This window comes from Zoogloea sp. (genome assembly GCF_028689785.1).
In the GTDB taxonomy this organism is placed as follows: Bacteria; Pseudomonadota; Gammaproteobacteria; order Burkholderiales; family Rhodocyclaceae; genus Zoogloea.
Genome location: NZ_JAQVCN010000033.1, coordinates 20,843 through 36,368, shown reverse-complemented (window position 1 = coordinate 36,368; position 15,526 = coordinate 20,843). Strand labels below are relative to the sequence as shown.

Sequence of the window (15,526 nt, the reverse complement as noted above, 5' to 3'; positions counted from 1 at the left end):
ATGGCCCGCGTTACCGTCGACGACTGTCTGAAAAGAATCCCCAACCGCTTCCAGCTGACGCTGGCGGCGACCTACCGTGCCCGTCAGCTGACGGCCGGGGCTACCCCCCAGGTCGATCTGGACCGTCACGACAAGGACAAGCCCACCGTGATCGCGCTGCGCGAAATCGCTGCCGGCAAGGTCGGCGCCGAAGTTCTCAACCGCGGTCAGGCTTGAACGCCTGTCCCGAGAGAGAGATGTCATGGAATCCGCCGCCCCAGTCCCCGTCAGTGGTAGCGGCGTTTTCCAGCCTCCTCCCTCCTGTGTCCTCCCCCTTGATTTCGGGCGGCTGAGGGCACAGGTTGCGGTTTACCTCCGCCCGGAGGACGTAGGCCGCATCGAAGCGGCATACCATTTTTCTGCTGATGCCCACCGTGGGCAGGTGCGCAAGAGTGGTGAACCCTACATTTCCCACCCGGTTGCCGTAGCCGAGATTCTTGCCGGCTGGCATCTGGATGCCCAGGCCCTGTGTGCGGCGCTCCTTCACGATGTGATGGAGGACACCCATATCACCAAGGCCGAGATCTCCGAGCGCTTCGGGCGTACCACGGCAGAGTTGGTCGATGGCGTCTCGAAGCTCGACAAGATCGAGTTTCAATCCCAGGAAGAAGCCCAGGCCGAAAACTTCCGCAAGATGCTGCTGGCCATGGCCAGCGATCTGCGGGTGATCCTCATCAAGCTGGCCGACCGTCTGCACAACATGCGGACGCTCGATCACATGCGCCCCGACAAGCGCCGCCGCATCGCCCGCGAAACCCAGGAGATCCATGCCCCCATCGCCAACCGGCTGGGTCTCAACAGCCTGTATCGCGAGCTTCAGGAACTGGCTTTCAAGCACCGCTACCCGCTGCGTTTCGGTGTGCTATCCAAGGCCATTCTTGCAGCCCGGGGTAATCGGCGTGAGGTGGTAGGCAAGATCCTCATCGCCATCGAGGAGCGCCTCCCCCAGTGGGACATCCAGGCCGAGGTCCGGGGGCGCGAGAAGCACCTCTACAGCATCTACCGAAAGATGGTCGAGAAGCGTCTGAGCTTTTCCCAAGTGCTCGACATCTACGGTTTTCGCGTCATCGTCCCCGATATCCAGACCTGTTACCGGGCCCTCGGGGCGCTGCATGCCCTCTACAAGCCGGTGCCCGGCAAGTTCAAGGACTACATCGCCATCCCCAAGGGCAATGGCTACCAGTCGCTCCACACCACGCTCATCGGGCCTTTCGGCACCCCGGTGGAGGTGCAGATCCGCACCCACCAGATGAACCACATCGCCGAGAGCGGAGTGGCCTCCCACTGGTTGTACAAAGAAGACGAAAAGACACTCACCGAGCTCCAGCACAAGACCCATAGCTGGTTGCAGTCTCTGCTTGAGCTTCAGTCCACCTCGGGTGATTCCAGCGAGTTCCTGGAGCACGTCAAGGTTGATCTCTTTCCCGGCGAGGTTTACGCCTTCACCCCCAAGGGCAAGATCTTTGCCCTGCCGCGGGGAGCGACAGTGGTGGATTTCGCCTATGCGGTGCATACCGACGTGGGCAACCGCTGCGTGGCCGGGCGCATCAACGGTGAGTTGATGCCCCTGCGGACCGAACTGCATAACGGTGACCAGATCGAGATCATCACCGCCGCCCACGCCAGCCCCAACCCGGCCTGGTTGAGCTATGTGCGAACCGGCAAGGCCCGCGCCCAGATCCGTCACTTCCTCAAAAACGCCCAGCAGGAGGAAGCCTCCACTCTGGGCGAGCGCCTGCTCAACCAGGCCCTGCGCCCCCATGGCCTGACCCTGGGCCAGGTAAGCATGTTTGCCTGGGAGCGCTTCTTGAAGGAGTTCACCCTGCCCAGCCGCCGTGAGTTGATGACCGACATCGGCCTTGGCCGTCGTTTGCCGGCCATTGTGGCGCGCCGTCTGGCGGAGATCCAGGATGTGGAGTCGGGCCGTGCCGATGTGGTCAAACCCAAGCCCGCCGGCGCCATCCTGATCCGCGGCACCGAAGGTGTGGCGGTGCAACTGGCCCGGTGCTGCCGGCCCATCCCGGGTGATCCCATCGTCGGCATCATCCGCAAGGGGCAGGGCCTTGAGGTGCACCTCCACGACTGCCCCCAGGCCCGCAAGCTACGCAGCGAGCGGGATCGCTGGATCGACGTGGAATGGGAGGCCTCGTCAGACCGCCTGTTCGACGTCACGCTCAAGCTGCTTACCCAGAACGTGCGCGGGGTGCTGGCCAAGGTTGCCAACGCCATTTCCGAGCAGGACTGCAATATTCAGAACGTGAGTACGGACGGGGAGCAGGGGGCCTACTCGACCATCTACATCACCCTGCAGGTCACCCACCGCCTGCATCTGGCCAAAGTTATCCGCGGGGTGCGCAACATCCCCGAGGTGGTCCGCATCAACCGTCTCAAGGGCGACCAGAAAAGCGCCTGAGACTGCTAGAATCCACGCCGCTAAAAGGGAGATCAAACATGGCAGGTTACGAATCCGAGCACACCAAGTTCATGCGTGAATGGATGGAGAAGCATCCGGAAGAGCGCGAAGAGCAGAAGAAGGGCCGCGCTTTGTGGTGGGACAAGCCCCAGGATGCAGAGACCACCCGGCAGTACGCCGAGGGCCAGGTGCCGGCCAAGGCCTATCCTTACTCGACTGAAGCTTAAGCGGCGGATTGTTCGCGCCACGACTCGCCTTCATTGACGTCGAAACCACCGGAGCCAATCCGGTGGTCGACCGGATCACCGAGATTGCCGTCCTGCGGGTTGAGGACGGTAATCTCGTTGAGCGCTGGTCCAGCCTGGTGAACCCAGGCATTCCCATTCCCGACAATATCCAGAGCCTGGTTGGCATTACCGATGAAATGGTGGCCAACGCACCGGCCTTTGCCGAACTGGCTTCCCGGGTAAGGCTGTTGTTCGCCGATTGCATTTTCGTCGCTCACAATGCCCGTTTCGACTACGGTTTCATCAAGAACGAATTCCAGCGCATCGGTGAGCGCTTCGAGGCGCCGGTGCTGTGTACCGTCAAGTTGTCCCGGGCGCTGTATCCGCAGCATCACAAGCATGGGCTGGATGCGCTGATTGAACGCCATGGCCTCAGCTGTTCGGCCCGCCATCGGGCCATGGGCGATACCGAGGCTTTGCACCAGTTTGCCGGTATCGTGACTGCCAGCTTCGAGCGGAGTGTGCTCGACATGGCCATCGTCAAGGCCATGAAGGCGCCGAACCGGCCGGCAGGGCTGCCTGAAGGCGTGCTCGAAGGCATCCCCGAAGGTCCGGGGGTGTATATTTTTTACGGCGAGGATGATCTCCCGGTCTATGTGGGGCGTGGGGTCAGCCTGCGTTCCCGGGTGATGAGCCATTTCTCGTCCGACCACAAGGGCAGCAAGGAAGCCAAGATCGCCCAGCATGTGCGTAGGGTGGATTGGCGGGTGACTGCGGGGGAGCTGGGTGCCCTGCTCCTTGAGTCGCGCCTGCTCCGTGAGCTGAAGCCTGCCGAGAATCGCCAACAGCGGGATTCGGAGGGCGTGTTCGGACTGCGCTACGATGCAGCCCGGAAGCGTGGCCCGGTCTTGCAGCGAGAGAGCCTGAACGGGCTTGACCCCCAGGCGGGGGTCGCGCTTTACGGTGCGTTTCGCAGCAAGAAAGAGGCAGACAGTGCGTTGCGGGAATTCGCCAGCCTCTACCGTCTGTGCCCCAGGCGCCTGGGTACGGAGCCCTGGAATGACGGCCCCTGCCTGGCCCACTCGGCAAAACGCTGTGCCGGTGTGTGCGCCGGCAAGGAAAGCCCGGCGGAACACGACCAGCGCCTGCTCAAGGTGCTGGAAAGCCTGCGCCTGAAGCGCTGGCCCTGGGCAGGGCCGGTGATTGTTCGCGAGGCGCATCCGGAGTCCGGCCGCCTGGCCTTTCATCTGCTGGACGGCTGGTGCGTGCTGGGGTCGGTGGAGGATGAAGCCGCTCTGGCCGCGCTCATCGCCGCAGCACCGCCGCGGGTCTTTGATCTGGATACCTATCGCATCCTGCTGCGCTGGCTGGATACGCCGGCCGGGAAGGCGTCTGTCAGTGTCGTGCCCGGGGCGCCGGAAGCCACGCCCTGATTCCGCTCAGCCGAACGTCGGCTCGGTAGCCTTGTGGCGCCGCTCACGCCAGCCTTCCACCAGTGAATACACCGCCGGCACCACCACCAGGGTGAGCAGGGTCGAGCTGATCATGCCGCCGATCACGGCAATCGCCAGAGGCTGATTGGTCTCGTTGCCGGCGCCAAAACCCAGCGCGGCCGGGGCCAAGGCCAGGATCACCGTTGCCGAGGTCATCAGCACTGGACGCATGCGGATCGGACAGGCATTGCGCAGGGCCGCGTCCACGGGCAGACCTTCACTCCGACGCTGGTTGGTGAGGTCCACCAGCAGGATCGAATTCTTGGCCACCAGGCCGATCAGCAGCACCAGACCGATCATGGAATAGATGTTCAGGGTGTGGCCTGTGGCCCACAGGGCTGCCACGCCCCCGACGATGGCCAGAGGCTGGGCCAGCATGACGATGAAGGGCTGCACGAAGCTGTTGAACTGGCTGGCCAGCACCATGTAAAGCAGGGTGAGGGCCAGGGCAAAGGTGAAACTCATGTATTTCTGGGTCTTGCCGAACTCCTCGGCCTGGCCGATCAGCTTTATCTGGTAGCCCGGGGGCAGCAGCTCTGCCGCGCTGCGTTTGACCAATTCGACCGCCTCGCCCAGGGGTAGGGTTGGAGATGCATAGAATGTGGCGGCGTATTGCAGGTCGAATCGCCCCACGACGGCCGGCCCCAGGGTTTCCCGGAAGCTGGCCACGCTGTCGAGGCGCACCAGCTGGCCCGACTTGTTGCGCAGGAAGATCTTCGACAGATCCGAAGGTTGGGTGAAGCTGCCCTCCCGGGCCTTCACCCGGATGTCGTAGCGCTGGCCGTCACCGGGCTCGTCGCTGTACTTGGCGATGTCCACCCCGCCGGTGAGCATGTTGATGGCCAGGGCCACGTCCTGGGTGCTCAGGCCGGCATCGGCGATGCGCAGGCGGTCGGGGGCGAAGGCCAGCTGGGGGAGATCGAGCTGCAGGTCAGTGTCCATGCGGCCGATGCCGGGGATGGTGGCCAGCTTGCGTTGCAGGGCCACCGCATGGCGACCGAGCTCCTGCAGGTTCTCGCCGGTCAGCACGAACTGCAGCGGCTCGCCACGCTGCCCCTGGACCATCGGATAGGGTGCGGCAAAGACCCGGGCGCCGGCAATCTGACTGAATTCCTTGCGCAGCAGCGGGATCACGTCCTGCTGTTTCACGCTGCGTTCCTCTCGCGGAACCATGCGCACCACCACCGTTCCCTGATTCACCTGCCCGGCGGTGCCGAGGCCGATCAGGGCGAACTCGGAGCGGATCTCCGGGTGTTGGTCGAGGATGGCCTCCACCTCGCGCAGCTTGCTGTCGGTGTAGTCGATGCTCGATCCCAGGGGCGTGCGCAGGGACACCAGAAAGCGTCCCTCGTCCTGCTCCGGGGTGAAGGCCTTGCCTACTTGAGTGAAGAAGAAGGCACTGGAGCCGACCACGGCCAGGGTGGTCAGCAGCACCCATAGGCGATGGCTGAGGGCGCCTTCCAGCAGGCGCACGTAGATGGCGTCCAGGCCGGCGAACAGGCGATCAAAAGCCCGGTAGATGGGGCCGTGCTGCTTCTCGACCCGCAGGTAGCGGGCGCACAGCATGGGCGTCAGGGTGAGGGATACGAACAGCGAAACCAGCACGCCGAAGGTGACCACCAGGGCAAAACTGCGGAAGAACTGGCCGATGATCCCGGAGATGAAGGCCACCGGCGCAAAGATGCACACCAACGAAAGGGTGGCCGCCATGACCGCAAAGACCACTTCGTTGCTGCCGTTGATGGCGGCGGATACCGGGTCCGGATCCAGCTCTTCCCGGTGCCGGAAGATGTTCTCCAGCACCACGATGGCGTCGTCCACCACCACTCCGATGAGCAGCAGCAGAGCCAGCATGGTGAGGGAGTTGAGGGTGAAGCCAGCAAAATAGATCACCGCGATGGCACCCATCAGGGAAACCGGGATGGCCAGGGCGATGATCAGGGTGGAGCGCACGGAGCGCAGGAAGAACCACACCACCAGGGAGGCCAGCAGGGTGCCCTCGATCAGGTGCTCCTTCAGGGAGTCCACGATCTCGAGGATGAAGACCGCATCGTTGGAGACCACCGACAGGCTCATGCCCGGCGGCAGGGCCGGGCGCAGCTCCTGTTCCACACGTTCCAGGATGCGTTCGGTGATGGCCACGGTGTTGGCGTTGGCGATCTTCACCATGCCCAGGCCTACCGTGGTCTTGCCGTTGAAGCGGGCCAGCTGGCGGTTGTCGGTGAGGCCGTCCTCGATCTCGGCCACGTCGCCCAAGCGGATCGGTGCCTTGTTGCGCCAGGTGACTATGAGGCCCCGCAGTTCATCGACCTGGTGGAACTCCAGGTCAAGCTTGAGCAGGCTTTCGGTTTTCTGGCCGACCACGAAGCCACCGGCGAGCTGCACGTGCTCCCGGGCAAAGGCGTCGCTGATGTCCTGGGCGGTGATGGTATGGGCGGCCATGCGCTCCGGCAGCAGGTTCACCCGGATGGTGCGGTCACGGCGCCCGCCGAGGCGCACCTCACCCACGCCATCGATGGTCTCCAGGCGTTTCTTGAGCACGTTGAGGGCGTACTGGTTGAGCTGCTGCTGGGTGCGGTCGCCCTGCAGGGCCAGCCACATGATGGGCTGGGCGTTGGTCTCGACCTTGGCGATGACCGGTGGGTCCGCGTCCTTGGGCAGGCGGCGCAGCACCTGATTGACTTTGGACTGGACCTCGTTGAAGGCGACGTCCACTTTCTTTTCGAGGGCGAAGGTGATGTTGACCACCGAGACGCCGGGAGACGAGGTGGACTGCACGTGCTCGATGCCCGGCACGCTGTTGACTGCCGATTCGATCACGTTGGTGATGCTTGAGTCGACAATGTCCGGGTTGGCACCCTTCAGCGCGGTGGTGATGGAGATGACCGGAAATTCAATATACGGAAAGCGGTCCATGCCGATCCGCTGGTAGCCGATCACGCCGACCAGCACCAGTACGGCGCTCATCATCCACGCCAGCACATGGCGTTTGATGGACAGCTCGGGCAGGGTCATGGCTTGAGGCTGGGCGGGGCCTTGATATTGACGCTGGCGCCGTCACTCAGAAAACCCGCGCCATCCTCGGCCACTGTTTCGCCATCGGCCAGGCCCTTGACGATCTCCACCCGGCCATCGCGTTTGGCCCCGACTTCAACCACCCGCTGGACGGCCTTGCCATTGGCGATCACATAAACCACCTTGCCGGCCGGTCGCAACACCACACTCTGTTCAGGGACCATCACCGCCGCGGCCTTGTGTCCCGTGATGATCGATGCATTGACGGTGCCTCCCGACAGTAGGCTGCCGTCGTTGCGGAGCCGAACGAGGACGTCCAGAGCCCGGCTGCTGTCGTTGATGGTGGGCTTGACGTCCTCCACCGTGCCCTCGATCACCTTCCCGGGTAGATGGGGCAGGCTCAGACGCACAGCCTGGCCGGCGCGGATGCGCCCTGCCGCAGACTCCGGGTAGGGCAGGTGGGCGCGCAGAATGCGGTTGGAGATCAGGCGGAAGAGCGGGTCGCCCACCTTCACATAGTCGCCGGGGGAGACGATCTGGGTTTCGATTATGCCATCCACCGGCGCCACGACCCGGGTGCGCCCGAGATCGTTGCGGCTGCCACTCTCCCGTGCCCGTGCGGTGGCCAGTTGGGCGCGCAGGGCATCCCGCTGGGCCAGGCTGTCTTCAGCGCCGTTGCGCGAGATGAAGCCCTTGGCGACCAGGCCCTGCTGACGCTCGGCAAAGCGCTCGGCCTGGGCCGCCAGGGCTTCCAGCCGGGCAATCTCGGCGCCATCGACCCGGGCCTGGGTGGTGAAATCGGTTGCGTCCAGTTCGGCGAGCAGTTGGCCACGCCGGACCTTGTCGCCGCTATGGGCCAGAACCCGGGTGACCCGAGCCGCCACCTCGGCGCCGATGCTGGGATCAATCAAGGCTTCCAGCGTACCCAAGGTGTCCTCGGTGATGTCGAGGGCCAGGCTGCGTGAGGTGGTGGTGGTGACCAGCGTGGGGGGCGGGCCGGAAGGTTTGTCCGGGATTGCTTCGGGTTTGTTGCCGCAGCCGGCGAGCCCGAGGGCGAGGAGCAGGGTGACGCGGGAAGCGAAACGCATGATCGTGGCCATCGGGCTGGGGGTTGGGCGGGGTCAGGGAAGTGGGCGCTCGCCTTTGAGCAGATGTTCGAGGGTTTCCCGCTCGCGGATGACATGGACCGTGTCTCCGTCCACCAGCACCTCGGCGGCCCGGGGGCGGGTGTTGTAGTTGGAGCTCATGGTCATGCCATAGGCGCCGGCAGAGAGGATTGCCAGTAGGTCGCCGGTGTCCACTGCCAGGTCCCGGTCGTGGCCCAGGAAGTCTCCGCTCTCGCAGATCGGGCCGACCACCTCGTAGCGGGTGGCGGGCAGGCTTCGCGGGGCGACGGCGACGATCTCGTGGTAGGCGTCGTAAAGCGCCGGTCGGGCCAGGTCGTTCATGGCCGCGTCGATGATGGCGAAGTTCTTCTCTGCGCCGGGCTTGAGATATTCGATGCGGGTCAGCAGCAGGCCGGCGTTGCCCACCAGGGAGCGGCCCGGTTCGAAGCACAGGGCTTCATCGCGGCCGGCAAAGCGTTCCAGCAGGGGCTTGAGGTATTCGGTGGGGGTGGGCGGTTCTTCGTCGCGATAGCGGATGCCCAGGCCGCCGCCCAGGTCGATGTGATCGAGCTTGATGCCTTCGCTGGCCAGCTGGTCCACCAGGCCGAGGATCTTGTCGGTGGCTTCGGCCATGGGGGCCGGGTCGAGGAGCTGGGAGCCGATGTGGCAGTCGATGCCGCTGATCTCTATGTTGGGCAGGACTGCAGCCTTGCGATAGAGATCCAGCGCTTCGGTGAAGGCCACACCGAACTTGTTGCTGCGCAGGCCGGTGGAGATGTAGGGATGGGTGTTGGGATTGACGTCCGGGTTTACGCGGAAGGCAATCGGCGCACGCTTGCCCATGCTGGTGGCCACTTCGTTGAGCCGGTCGAGCTCGGCGGCGGATTCGACGTTGAAACAGCCGATGCCGGATTCGAGGGCGTAGCGCATCTCGTCGCGGGTCTTGCCGACGCCGGAAAAGATCACCTTGCCGGCGTCGCCACCGGCCGCCAACACCCGCGCCAGCTCGCCTCCCGAGACGATGTCGAAGCCGGCGCCTAGGCGGGCGAACACCGACAGGATGCCGAGGCTGGAGTTGGCCTTGACGGCGTAGCACACCAGCGCCTTGCGCTGGCCGAGGGCCTGCTGATAGGCCTCGTAGGCGGCGGTGAGGGCGGCGCGGGAGTAAACGTAGGTGGGCGTGCCGAAGCGCTCGGCGATGTCGGCAAGGGCGACCCCTTCGAGGGTCAGGCCGGCGGGGCCGGCAGTGAGCGTCGGCACGGGCAGGGCGGTCGTCATTGGGCGGGGTCCTGGGAGACGGGTTTGTTATGATCCATGTCAGGCACCCGGCTGGGCGCAGGCGTGGTGTCGGCAGGTGTGGCGGCCTTGGCTGCAGGCTTGGGGATCTGCGGGTAGTGCAGCGGGCCCTTGATGCCGCAGGCGCTCAGCAGGAGTGCGCCGCAGGCCGCGGCGGCGATGGCGATGGCGAAGGTTCGCATGGGTTCCGCGCAAAAACGGGAATGTTAACAGAACAAGGGATCAGACGATGGATGAAGCAGACTTCAATGCCCTGGCGGAAGCGGAGTTGGACCGCCTGGAGCATCTTCTCGATGCGTGTGCCGCGGATATCGACTATGAGGTCAAGCCGGGGGGAATCGTCGAGATCGAGTTCGAGAATGGCAGCAAGATCATTGTGAATCGCCACTCGGCCGCTCGGGAGATCTGGCTGGCGGCCAAGTCCGGGGGCTTTCATTTCCGTCCCGTCGAGGGGCGTTGGGTTGGGACTCGCGACGGCGCCGATTTCTATGCCGTGCTGTCCCGCTGCATGTCGGAGCAGGCTGGGGAGGCGATCAGCCTGGCGGGCTGACATCCTCCCTTCTGATCAGTTAGTCCCGACCCCGGGGCTTGCAGGCGCTTCCTCCGTGGGGGTGCCAGAAGGCTCAGGCGGTGCTTCGGGGGGCGCTGCGGGCAGGTTCTCCTGGTAGATCATTTCCTCATTTGGGCTGCCGGCCGGCTGGATGCGGATCAGACCCTTCGGTGCCTTCGGATAGCTTTCGGGTACGTTGTCCAGGGCCTTGCGCATGTAGTTGATCCACATGGGCAGGGCTGCGGCACCCCCGGTTTCCCCGTTGCCGAGCTTGCGTGGTTGGTCAAAACCAATCCAGGCGACGGCGGCGACGGTGGGTTGATAGCCGCAGAACCAGGCGTCCACGTATTCGTTGGTGGTGCCCGTCTTGCCAGCCAGGTCGCCCCGCTTGAGCACCATGGCCTTCGTTGCCGTGCCCCGGCGTACAACGTCCTTCATGATTGAATCCATGAGATAGGCGTTGCGTTCGTCGATGACCCGTTCGGCGGTTTCACCGGCGATCGGGGGGTCTACGCGGGCGAGAACGTTGCCGGCTTCGTCGCGAATTTCCTTCACCAAGAATGGCTCAACCCGGTAGCCGCCGTTGGCGAACACGGAGTAGCCGCGCAGCATCTGCCAGGGGGTTACCGAGCCGGCGCCGAGGGCCATGGTCAGATAGGGCGGATGGCGTTCCGGATCAAAGCCGAACTTGGAGATGTAGTCTTGGGCGTAGCGGGGGCCGATGGACTTGAGCAGGCGGATCGACACCATGTTTTTTGAGCGCGCCAGGGCTGAGCGGAGCGAAATCGGGCCGTCGTAGCGGCCGTCGTAGTTTTTCGGCTCCCAGGACTGGCTGCCAGTCTCCCCGGCCGGGAAGGATAGGGGGGAGTCGTCCACCACACTGTTCGGTCCGTAGCCTTTTTCGAAGGCCGCCGAGTAGATGAAGGGCTTGAAGCTTGAGCCGGGCTGCCGCCAGGCCTGTGTGGCGTGGTTGAATTTATTGCGGTTGAAGTCGAAACCGCCTGCCAGGGCGCGCACGGCGCCGGTCTGGGGATCGGCGGCTACCAGGGCGCCTTCGACCTCGGGTAGCTGGGTGATCTCCCAGCGGTTCTCGCCGCGGGTGATGCGGATGATCGCGCCGGGACGGATGCGCTTGTTGGGCGGGGCCTTGTCGCCGAGCATGCTGGAAGCAAAGCGCAGGCCGTCGCCACTGATCCGGATGGATTCCCCGTAACGGTAAACTGTGACCGATCCGCCTCCCGCCTGGGTGACGATGGCAGCCAGCATGTCGTCGTAGTCGGGGATCTCGGAAAGGATCTCGTCCATGGATTCGGTGTGCTGGGTATTCAGGCGGCCCGGGTCGGCGTAACTCTCTGCGCCGCGGTAGCCGTGGCGTCGGTCGTAGTCGAGGATGCCGCGGCGGAGCGCCTTGTATGCGGCCTCCTGCTCGGCCTTGAGAACGGTAGTGATGACTTTTATGCCTTTTGTATAAGTCTCGTCCCGGTACTGTTCATAGGCGATCTGCCTGGCCATTTCGGCAATGTAGTCGGCACTGCCGCCCAGGTCGGCTGCACTGCTGACCACCTTGAGGGGTGTGTCTAAGGCTTGTCGGTGTTCGGCGTCGCTGATGAAGCCCAGTTCGGCCATCCGGCGCAGCACATACTGCTGGCGCTGTGCGGCCCGCTTCGGATTGACGACCGGGTTGTAGGCGGAGGGTGCCTTCGGCAATCCGGCGAGCATTGCCGCCTCGGGTACGTTCAGATCGCGGATGGATTTGCCGAAATAGGTGTGCGAGGCCACGGCGAAGCCATAAGCCCGCCGCCCGAGAAAGATCTGGTTGATGTAAACCTCAAGGATCTGGTCTTTGGTGAGGTTCTGCTCAATCTTGAAGGCGAGGAGAACTTCGTACAGCTTGCGAGAGTAGGTCTTCTCCCGGGTCAGGAAGAAGTTGCGCGCCACCTGCATCGTGATGGTCGACGAACCCTGGCGCTTGCTGCCGGTGGCCAGGTTGGCGCCAGCGGCGCGCAGGATGCCCGCGAAATCCACGCCGGGGTGTTGGTAGAAGCGGTCGTCTTCTGCGGCCAGGATGGCATGCTTGAGTACGGGGGGTACATCCTGGATGCGAATGAAAGCACGACGTTCTTCGCCGTACTCACCGATCAACTCACCGTCCGCGGTGTAGACCCGTAGTGGGATCTTGGGGTGGTAGTCGGTAAGGGCTTCCAGCGAGGGTAGGGTCGGCCAGGCGAAGGCCACGGCGAGGGCAAGGATTGCCATGCCGATGGCGATCAGGCCGAGGAGGGCAACGAAGGGGTAGAGTACCCAGCGCATGTCAGGGGCGGGAGGCAGATTAAAGTCCTGCATTATACGAGGCGGGGCGTTTTGACGCCCGTTGCATGAATCGGTGTTTTACCGGCACTTGCTTTACACATGTCATGGTTGTTGTTAGGATTTGAAGTAGATTGTTGTAATTGCGCCTAACGTGAAGAATTTTCAGGACTTTTTGTGATCGACCTATCCTTTCTCAGCCCTGGGGCGCGCCCCCTGATCGGTGTCGACATTTCGTCGTCATCGGTCAAGATGGTCGAGTTGGCCGCCGCTTCCGGGGGAGGGTTCCGGGTAGAGCGCTACGCGATCGAGGCTCTGCCCAGAGATGCGGTCTCCGATGGCAATATCGCTAATCTCGAGGCGGTGTCCGAGGCGATTCGGCGGGGGTGGCGCAGGCTCGGCACCAACACCAAGTTCGTTGCCTTGGCACTGCCTGCATCGGCGGTCATCACCAAGAAGATCATTTTGCCGGCAGGTCTGCGTGACCAGGAGCTTGAAGTTCAGGTCGAGTCGGAGGCCAACCAGTACATTCCCTTTGCTCTCGATGAGGTCAATCTCGACTTTCAAGTTGTCGGGCCGGCCGCGTCGGGTGCCGATGAGGATGAAGTGCTGATAGCAGCGTCGCGCAAGGAGAAGGTGGAAGATCGGGTTGCCGCGGCAGAGGCGGCGGGTCTGAAGGCGCTCGTGATGGATGTCGAGTCCTACGCGGCGCTTTCCGCTTTCGATCTCGTTCAGGCGGATCTCCCCGATGCGGGGCACGATAAGATCATTGCTCTTGTCGATGCTGGTGCCAATGTCATGAATGTGTCGGTCCTGCGGAATGGCGTGCAGGTCTATGCCCGGGAGCAGGCCTTTGGCGGTTTTCTTCTGACCCAGGACATCATGCGGCACTTCGGCATGTCGCTTGAGGAAGCCGAGGGCAGTAAGCGTACAGGGGCTCTCCCGGAAAGTTATGAGGCGGATCTGCTGAGGCCGTTCATGGATGCTCTGGCACTGGAGGTGTCGCGTGCCTTGCAGTTCTTCTTTACTTCGACCCAGTTCAACCAGGTGGATCACATCGTCCTGGCCGGGGGCTGTGCAGTGATCCCGGGGCTTGCTGAAACGGTTGCCGGTCGTACCCAGGTCGATACTCATATTGCCAATCCTTTTGCGGGAATGAGCCTGAGCCCCAAGGTCCGCCCCAAGAACCTGTCGGCGGATGCTCCGGCGCTGCTTGTGGCCTGCGGCCTTGCCCTGCGGAGGTTTGATTCGTGATCCGCATCAACCTGCTTCCCCACCGGGAGGAAAAGCGCAAGGCCCGGCGCCAGCAGTTTGTCCTGCTGGCAGCGTTGACGGCAGTGGCGGGTCTGGCCGTCTGGTTTGTCGGCCATTCCATCATCGCCGGCTATGTCGAAGGGCAGGAGGCCAAGAACGCCTTTCTCAAGCAGGAGATTGCCGTCCTCGATAAGGAGATCGCCGAGATCAAGGGCTTGCGCGAGCAGGCCGAGGCGCTACTGTCGCGCAAGCAGGTCATTGAGTCTCTGCAGACCAACCGGACCGAGACCGTGCAGATATTCAACGAGCTCGCCCGGCAGATGCCTGAAGGTGTCTATCTCAAGTCACTGAAGCAGACGGGTTCGAAGATCAATCTGGTTGGTTATGCCCAGTCCAATGCGAGAGTCTCCAATTTGATGCGCAATCTCGAGGCGTCACCCTATCTAGAACGCGCCGATCTCGTCGAGGTCAAGGCTGCTGTGCTGAATACCCGTCGTGTGAGTGAATTCAGCCTCAACGTTGATATTGAACGTGCCAAGGCTGCAGATACCGATCTGGCCAAGGAAAAGGGTGCGTCGGCCGCGGCCCCGAAGGGAAAACCATAATGGGCCTCAAAGATTGGCTGGAGAGCCTGCGCAATCTCGATCTGCAGACCCTGCAGCGGGAATTCAGGGGGCTTGATCCGAATGATCCCGGGCAATGGCCCCTGTTGCCGCGGGTGGTGACGCTGGTGGCCTTGTTTGCTGCCATTGTTGTGGGTGGGTGGTGGTTCGATTGGAGCGATCAGTTTGCTACATTGGATAACCGCGAGCGGGAGGAGCTGACCCTCAAGGAGGACTGGCTGGGCAAGAAGCGGCAGGCGGTCAATCTGGCGGAGTACCGCAGGCAGCTCAGCGAGATTGACCGGCAGTTTGGCGCTCTGCTCAAGCAACTGCCCAACCGTTCCGAAATCGAATCCCTTCTTGCCGACATCAACCAGGCCGGGTTGGGGCGTGGCCTTCAGTTCGAGTTGTTCAAGCCGGGCTCCGAAGGCTCTAAGGATTTCTATGCCGAATTGCCGATTGCCGTGCGTGTCACCGGCAACTATCACGATCTCGGCGAATTTGTCAGTGACGTGGCCCAGATGCCTCGTATCGTGACCCTCAACGACATTGCGATCGAGGCCATGAAGGAGGGCAACCTGAAGTTCGACGCCACTGCCGTCACCTACCGCTATCTGGACGACGAGGAAGTTGCCCGGCTGCGCAGGGAAAAAGCCAAGGAAAAGGCGGCCAAGTGAGGATCATGCGACTGACTTTGATGCTGCCGCTGGCGGCTTTCCTCGTCCTGCCGGGCTGTTCGGATCAGCAGGACGACCTTCGGCACTGGATGACCGAGTCTTCGAAAGACCTCAAACCCAATCTCAAGCCCCTGCCTCCGATCCAGCAGGCAGTGCCGGTGGTTTACGAGGGAGCGGCAAAGATTGACCCCTTCCGTGCGGCGAAACTCGAGCCGGACAAGAAGTCAGGGATGTTCATGCCCGATGCCAACCGCCGCAAGGAGCCGCTGGAGTCCTTCCCTCTCGAATCCTTGAAGATGGTGGGGGTCTTGATCAAGCGGGGCCAGTCCCACGCCATTGTGGCGGCGGACAAGACCTTGCACCAGGTCAAGGTCGGAAACTATCTCGGACAGAACTACGGCCAAATCACGGCCATCTCCGAGTCGGAAATCACATTAAAAGAGCTCGTCGAGGATGCCGGCGGCGAATGGACCGAGCGTATCAGCACGCTGCAACTGCAGGAGCAGGCGCCTCAGGAGGCGAAGAAATGAAAATGGGACGTTGTAGC

At 63.0% G+C, this 15,526-nt stretch carries 14 protein-coding genes; 9 read left to right on the top strand and 5 right to left on the bottom strand.

Going from position 1 to position 15,526, the window contains the following annotated elements; all coding sequences use genetic code 11:
* Genes rpoZ through PHI64_RS14565 form a run of 4 tightly spaced genes read left to right on the top strand, consistent with a single transcriptional unit; the run spans position 1 to position 4,112 of the window.
* A complete protein-coding gene (rpoZ, locus tag PHI64_RS14580; protein ID WP_169145968.1) occupies positions 1–216 on the top strand; it encodes a DNA-directed RNA polymerase subunit omega in 216 nt (71 codons plus the stop codon).
* Positions 217–241: 25 nt separating this feature from the next.
* The gene (locus PHI64_RS14575; RefSeq protein WP_299884054.1) at positions 242–2,452 is read left to right on the top strand and encodes a bifunctional (p)ppGpp synthetase/guanosine-3',5'-bis(diphosphate) 3'-pyrophosphohydrolase; all 2,211 of its coding nucleotides are present in this window, start codon (positions 242–244) and stop codon (positions 2,450–2,452) included.
* 38 nt (positions 2,453–2,490) lie between these two features.
* Positions 2,491–2,679, top strand: coding sequence for a DUF3460 family protein (locus tag PHI64_RS14570; RefSeq protein ID WP_299884052.1), 189 nt, complete (start codon positions 2,491–2,493; stop codon positions 2,677–2,679).
* A gap of 8 nt (positions 2,680–2,687) precedes the next feature.
* Entirely contained in the window at positions 2,688–4,112 is a 1,425-nt protein-coding gene (locus PHI64_RS14565) for an exonuclease domain-containing protein (RefSeq protein ID WP_299884050.1), read from the top strand.
* Between the two features lie 6 nt (positions 4,113–4,118).
* Here PHI64_RS14565 and PHI64_RS14560 read toward each other — a convergent pair whose 3' ends face one another.
* Genes PHI64_RS14560 through PHI64_RS14545 form a run of 4 tightly spaced genes read right to left on the bottom strand, consistent with a single transcriptional unit; the run spans position 4,119 to position 9,771 of the window.
* A complete protein-coding gene (locus tag PHI64_RS14560; RefSeq protein ID WP_299884048.1) occupies positions 4,119–7,187 on the bottom strand; it encodes an efflux RND transporter permease subunit in 3,069 nt (1,022 codons plus the stop codon).
* A complete protein-coding gene (locus tag PHI64_RS14555; protein WP_299884046.1) occupies positions 7,184–8,275 on the bottom strand; it encodes an efflux RND transporter periplasmic adaptor subunit in 1,092 nt (363 codons plus the stop codon). Before PHI64_RS14555 ends, PHI64_RS14560 begins: the two co-directional genes overlap by 4 nt.
* A 33-nt stretch (positions 8,276–8,308) precedes the next feature.
* Entirely contained in the window at positions 8,309–9,571 is a 1,263-nt protein-coding gene (gene lysA / locus PHI64_RS14550) for a diaminopimelate decarboxylase (RefSeq protein WP_299884045.1), read from the bottom strand.
* Complete coding sequence (locus PHI64_RS14545; RefSeq protein WP_299884043.1) at positions 9,568–9,771, bottom strand: lipoprotein; 204 nt, start codon at positions 9,769–9,771, stop codon at positions 9,568–9,570. Before PHI64_RS14545 ends, lysA begins: the two co-directional genes overlap by 4 nt.
* Positions 9,772–9,818: 47 nt before the next feature.
* Between PHI64_RS14545 and cyaY the strand changes: the two genes are divergently transcribed.
* Positions 9,819–10,139 (top strand): iron donor protein CyaY, encoded by a 321-nt coding sequence (gene cyaY, locus PHI64_RS14540; RefSeq protein WP_299884041.1) that lies wholly within the window; start codon positions 9,819–9,821, stop codon positions 10,137–10,139.
* A 15-nt stretch (positions 10,140–10,154) separates the two neighbouring features.
* Here cyaY and PHI64_RS14535 read toward each other — a convergent pair whose 3' ends face one another.
* On the bottom strand, positions 10,155–12,449 hold the full coding sequence (locus tag PHI64_RS14535; RefSeq protein WP_299884039.1) for a penicillin-binding protein 1A: 2,295 nt from the start codon (positions 12,447–12,449) through the stop codon (positions 10,155–10,157).
* A gap of 174 nt (positions 12,450–12,623) precedes the next feature.
* Between PHI64_RS14535 and PHI64_RS14530 the strand changes: the two genes are divergently transcribed.
* Genes PHI64_RS14530 through PHI64_RS14515 form a run of 4 tightly spaced genes read left to right on the top strand, consistent with a single transcriptional unit; the run spans position 12,624 to position 15,509 of the window.
* The gene (locus PHI64_RS14530; RefSeq protein WP_299884037.1) at positions 12,624–13,700 is read left to right on the top strand and encodes a pilus assembly protein PilM; all 1,077 of its coding nucleotides are present in this window, start codon (positions 12,624–12,626) and stop codon (positions 13,698–13,700) included.
* Positions 13,697–14,305 carry a PilN domain-containing protein gene (locus tag PHI64_RS14525; protein WP_299884035.1) on the top strand — a complete coding sequence of 203 codons (609 nt, stop codon included), beginning with the start codon at positions 13,697–13,699 and terminating at the stop codon, positions 14,303–14,305. Before PHI64_RS14530 ends, PHI64_RS14525 begins: the two co-directional genes overlap by 4 nt.
* Positions 14,305–14,979, top strand: a complete 675-nt coding sequence (locus PHI64_RS14520; RefSeq protein ID WP_299884033.1) for a type 4a pilus biogenesis protein PilO — start codon at positions 14,305–14,307, stop codon at positions 14,977–14,979. Before PHI64_RS14525 ends, PHI64_RS14520 begins: the two co-directional genes overlap by 1 nt.
* A gap of 5 nt (positions 14,980–14,984) precedes the next feature.
* Complete coding sequence (locus PHI64_RS14515; protein WP_299884031.1) at positions 14,985–15,509, top strand: pilus assembly protein PilP; 525 nt, start codon at positions 14,985–14,987, stop codon at positions 15,507–15,509.
* The last annotated feature ends 17 nt before the right edge of the window (positions 15,510–15,526 follow it).

What these genes read in the sequence shown, in the direction of transcription:
- PHI64_RS14545 (WP_299884043.1), bottom strand. Translation starts at nt 9,771, where the DNA reads ATGCGAACCTTCGCCATCGCCATCGCCGCCGCGGCCTGCGGCGCACTC.
- PHI64_RS14560 (WP_299884048.1), bottom strand. Translation starts at nt 7,187, where the DNA reads ATGACCCTGCCCGAGCTGTCCATCAAACGCCATGTGCTGGCGTGGATG.
- PHI64_RS14520 (WP_299884033.1), top strand. Translation starts at nt 14,305, where the DNA reads ATGGGCCTCAAAGATTGGCTGGAGAGCCTGCGCAATCTCGATCTGCAG.
- rpoZ (WP_169145968.1), top strand. Translation starts at nt 1, where the DNA reads ATGGCCCGCGTTACCGTCGACGACTGTCTGAAAAGAATCCCCAACCGC.
- PHI64_RS14575 (WP_299884054.1), top strand. Translation starts at nt 242, where the DNA reads ATGGAATCCGCCGCCCCAGTCCCCGTCAGTGGTAGCGGCGTTTTCCAG.
- PHI64_RS14570 (WP_299884052.1), top strand. Translation starts at nt 2,491, where the DNA reads ATGGCAGGTTACGAATCCGAGCACACCAAGTTCATGCGTGAATGGATG.
- cyaY (WP_299884041.1), top strand. Translation starts at nt 9,819, where the DNA reads ATGGATGAAGCAGACTTCAATGCCCTGGCGGAAGCGGAGTTGGACCGC.
- PHI64_RS14535 (WP_299884039.1), bottom strand. Translation starts at nt 12,449, where the DNA reads ATGCGCTGGGTACTCTACCCCTTCGTTGCCCTCCTCGGCCTGATCGCC.
- lysA (WP_299884045.1), bottom strand. Translation starts at nt 9,571, where the DNA reads ATGACGACCGCCCTGCCCGTGCCGACGCTCACTGCCGGCCCCGCCGGC.
- PHI64_RS14555 (WP_299884046.1), bottom strand. Translation starts at nt 8,275, where the DNA reads ATGCGTTTCGCTTCCCGCGTCACCCTGCTCCTCGCCCTCGGGCTCGCC.
- PHI64_RS14515 (WP_299884031.1), top strand. Translation starts at nt 14,985, where the DNA reads ATGCGACTGACTTTGATGCTGCCGCTGGCGGCTTTCCTCGTCCTGCCG.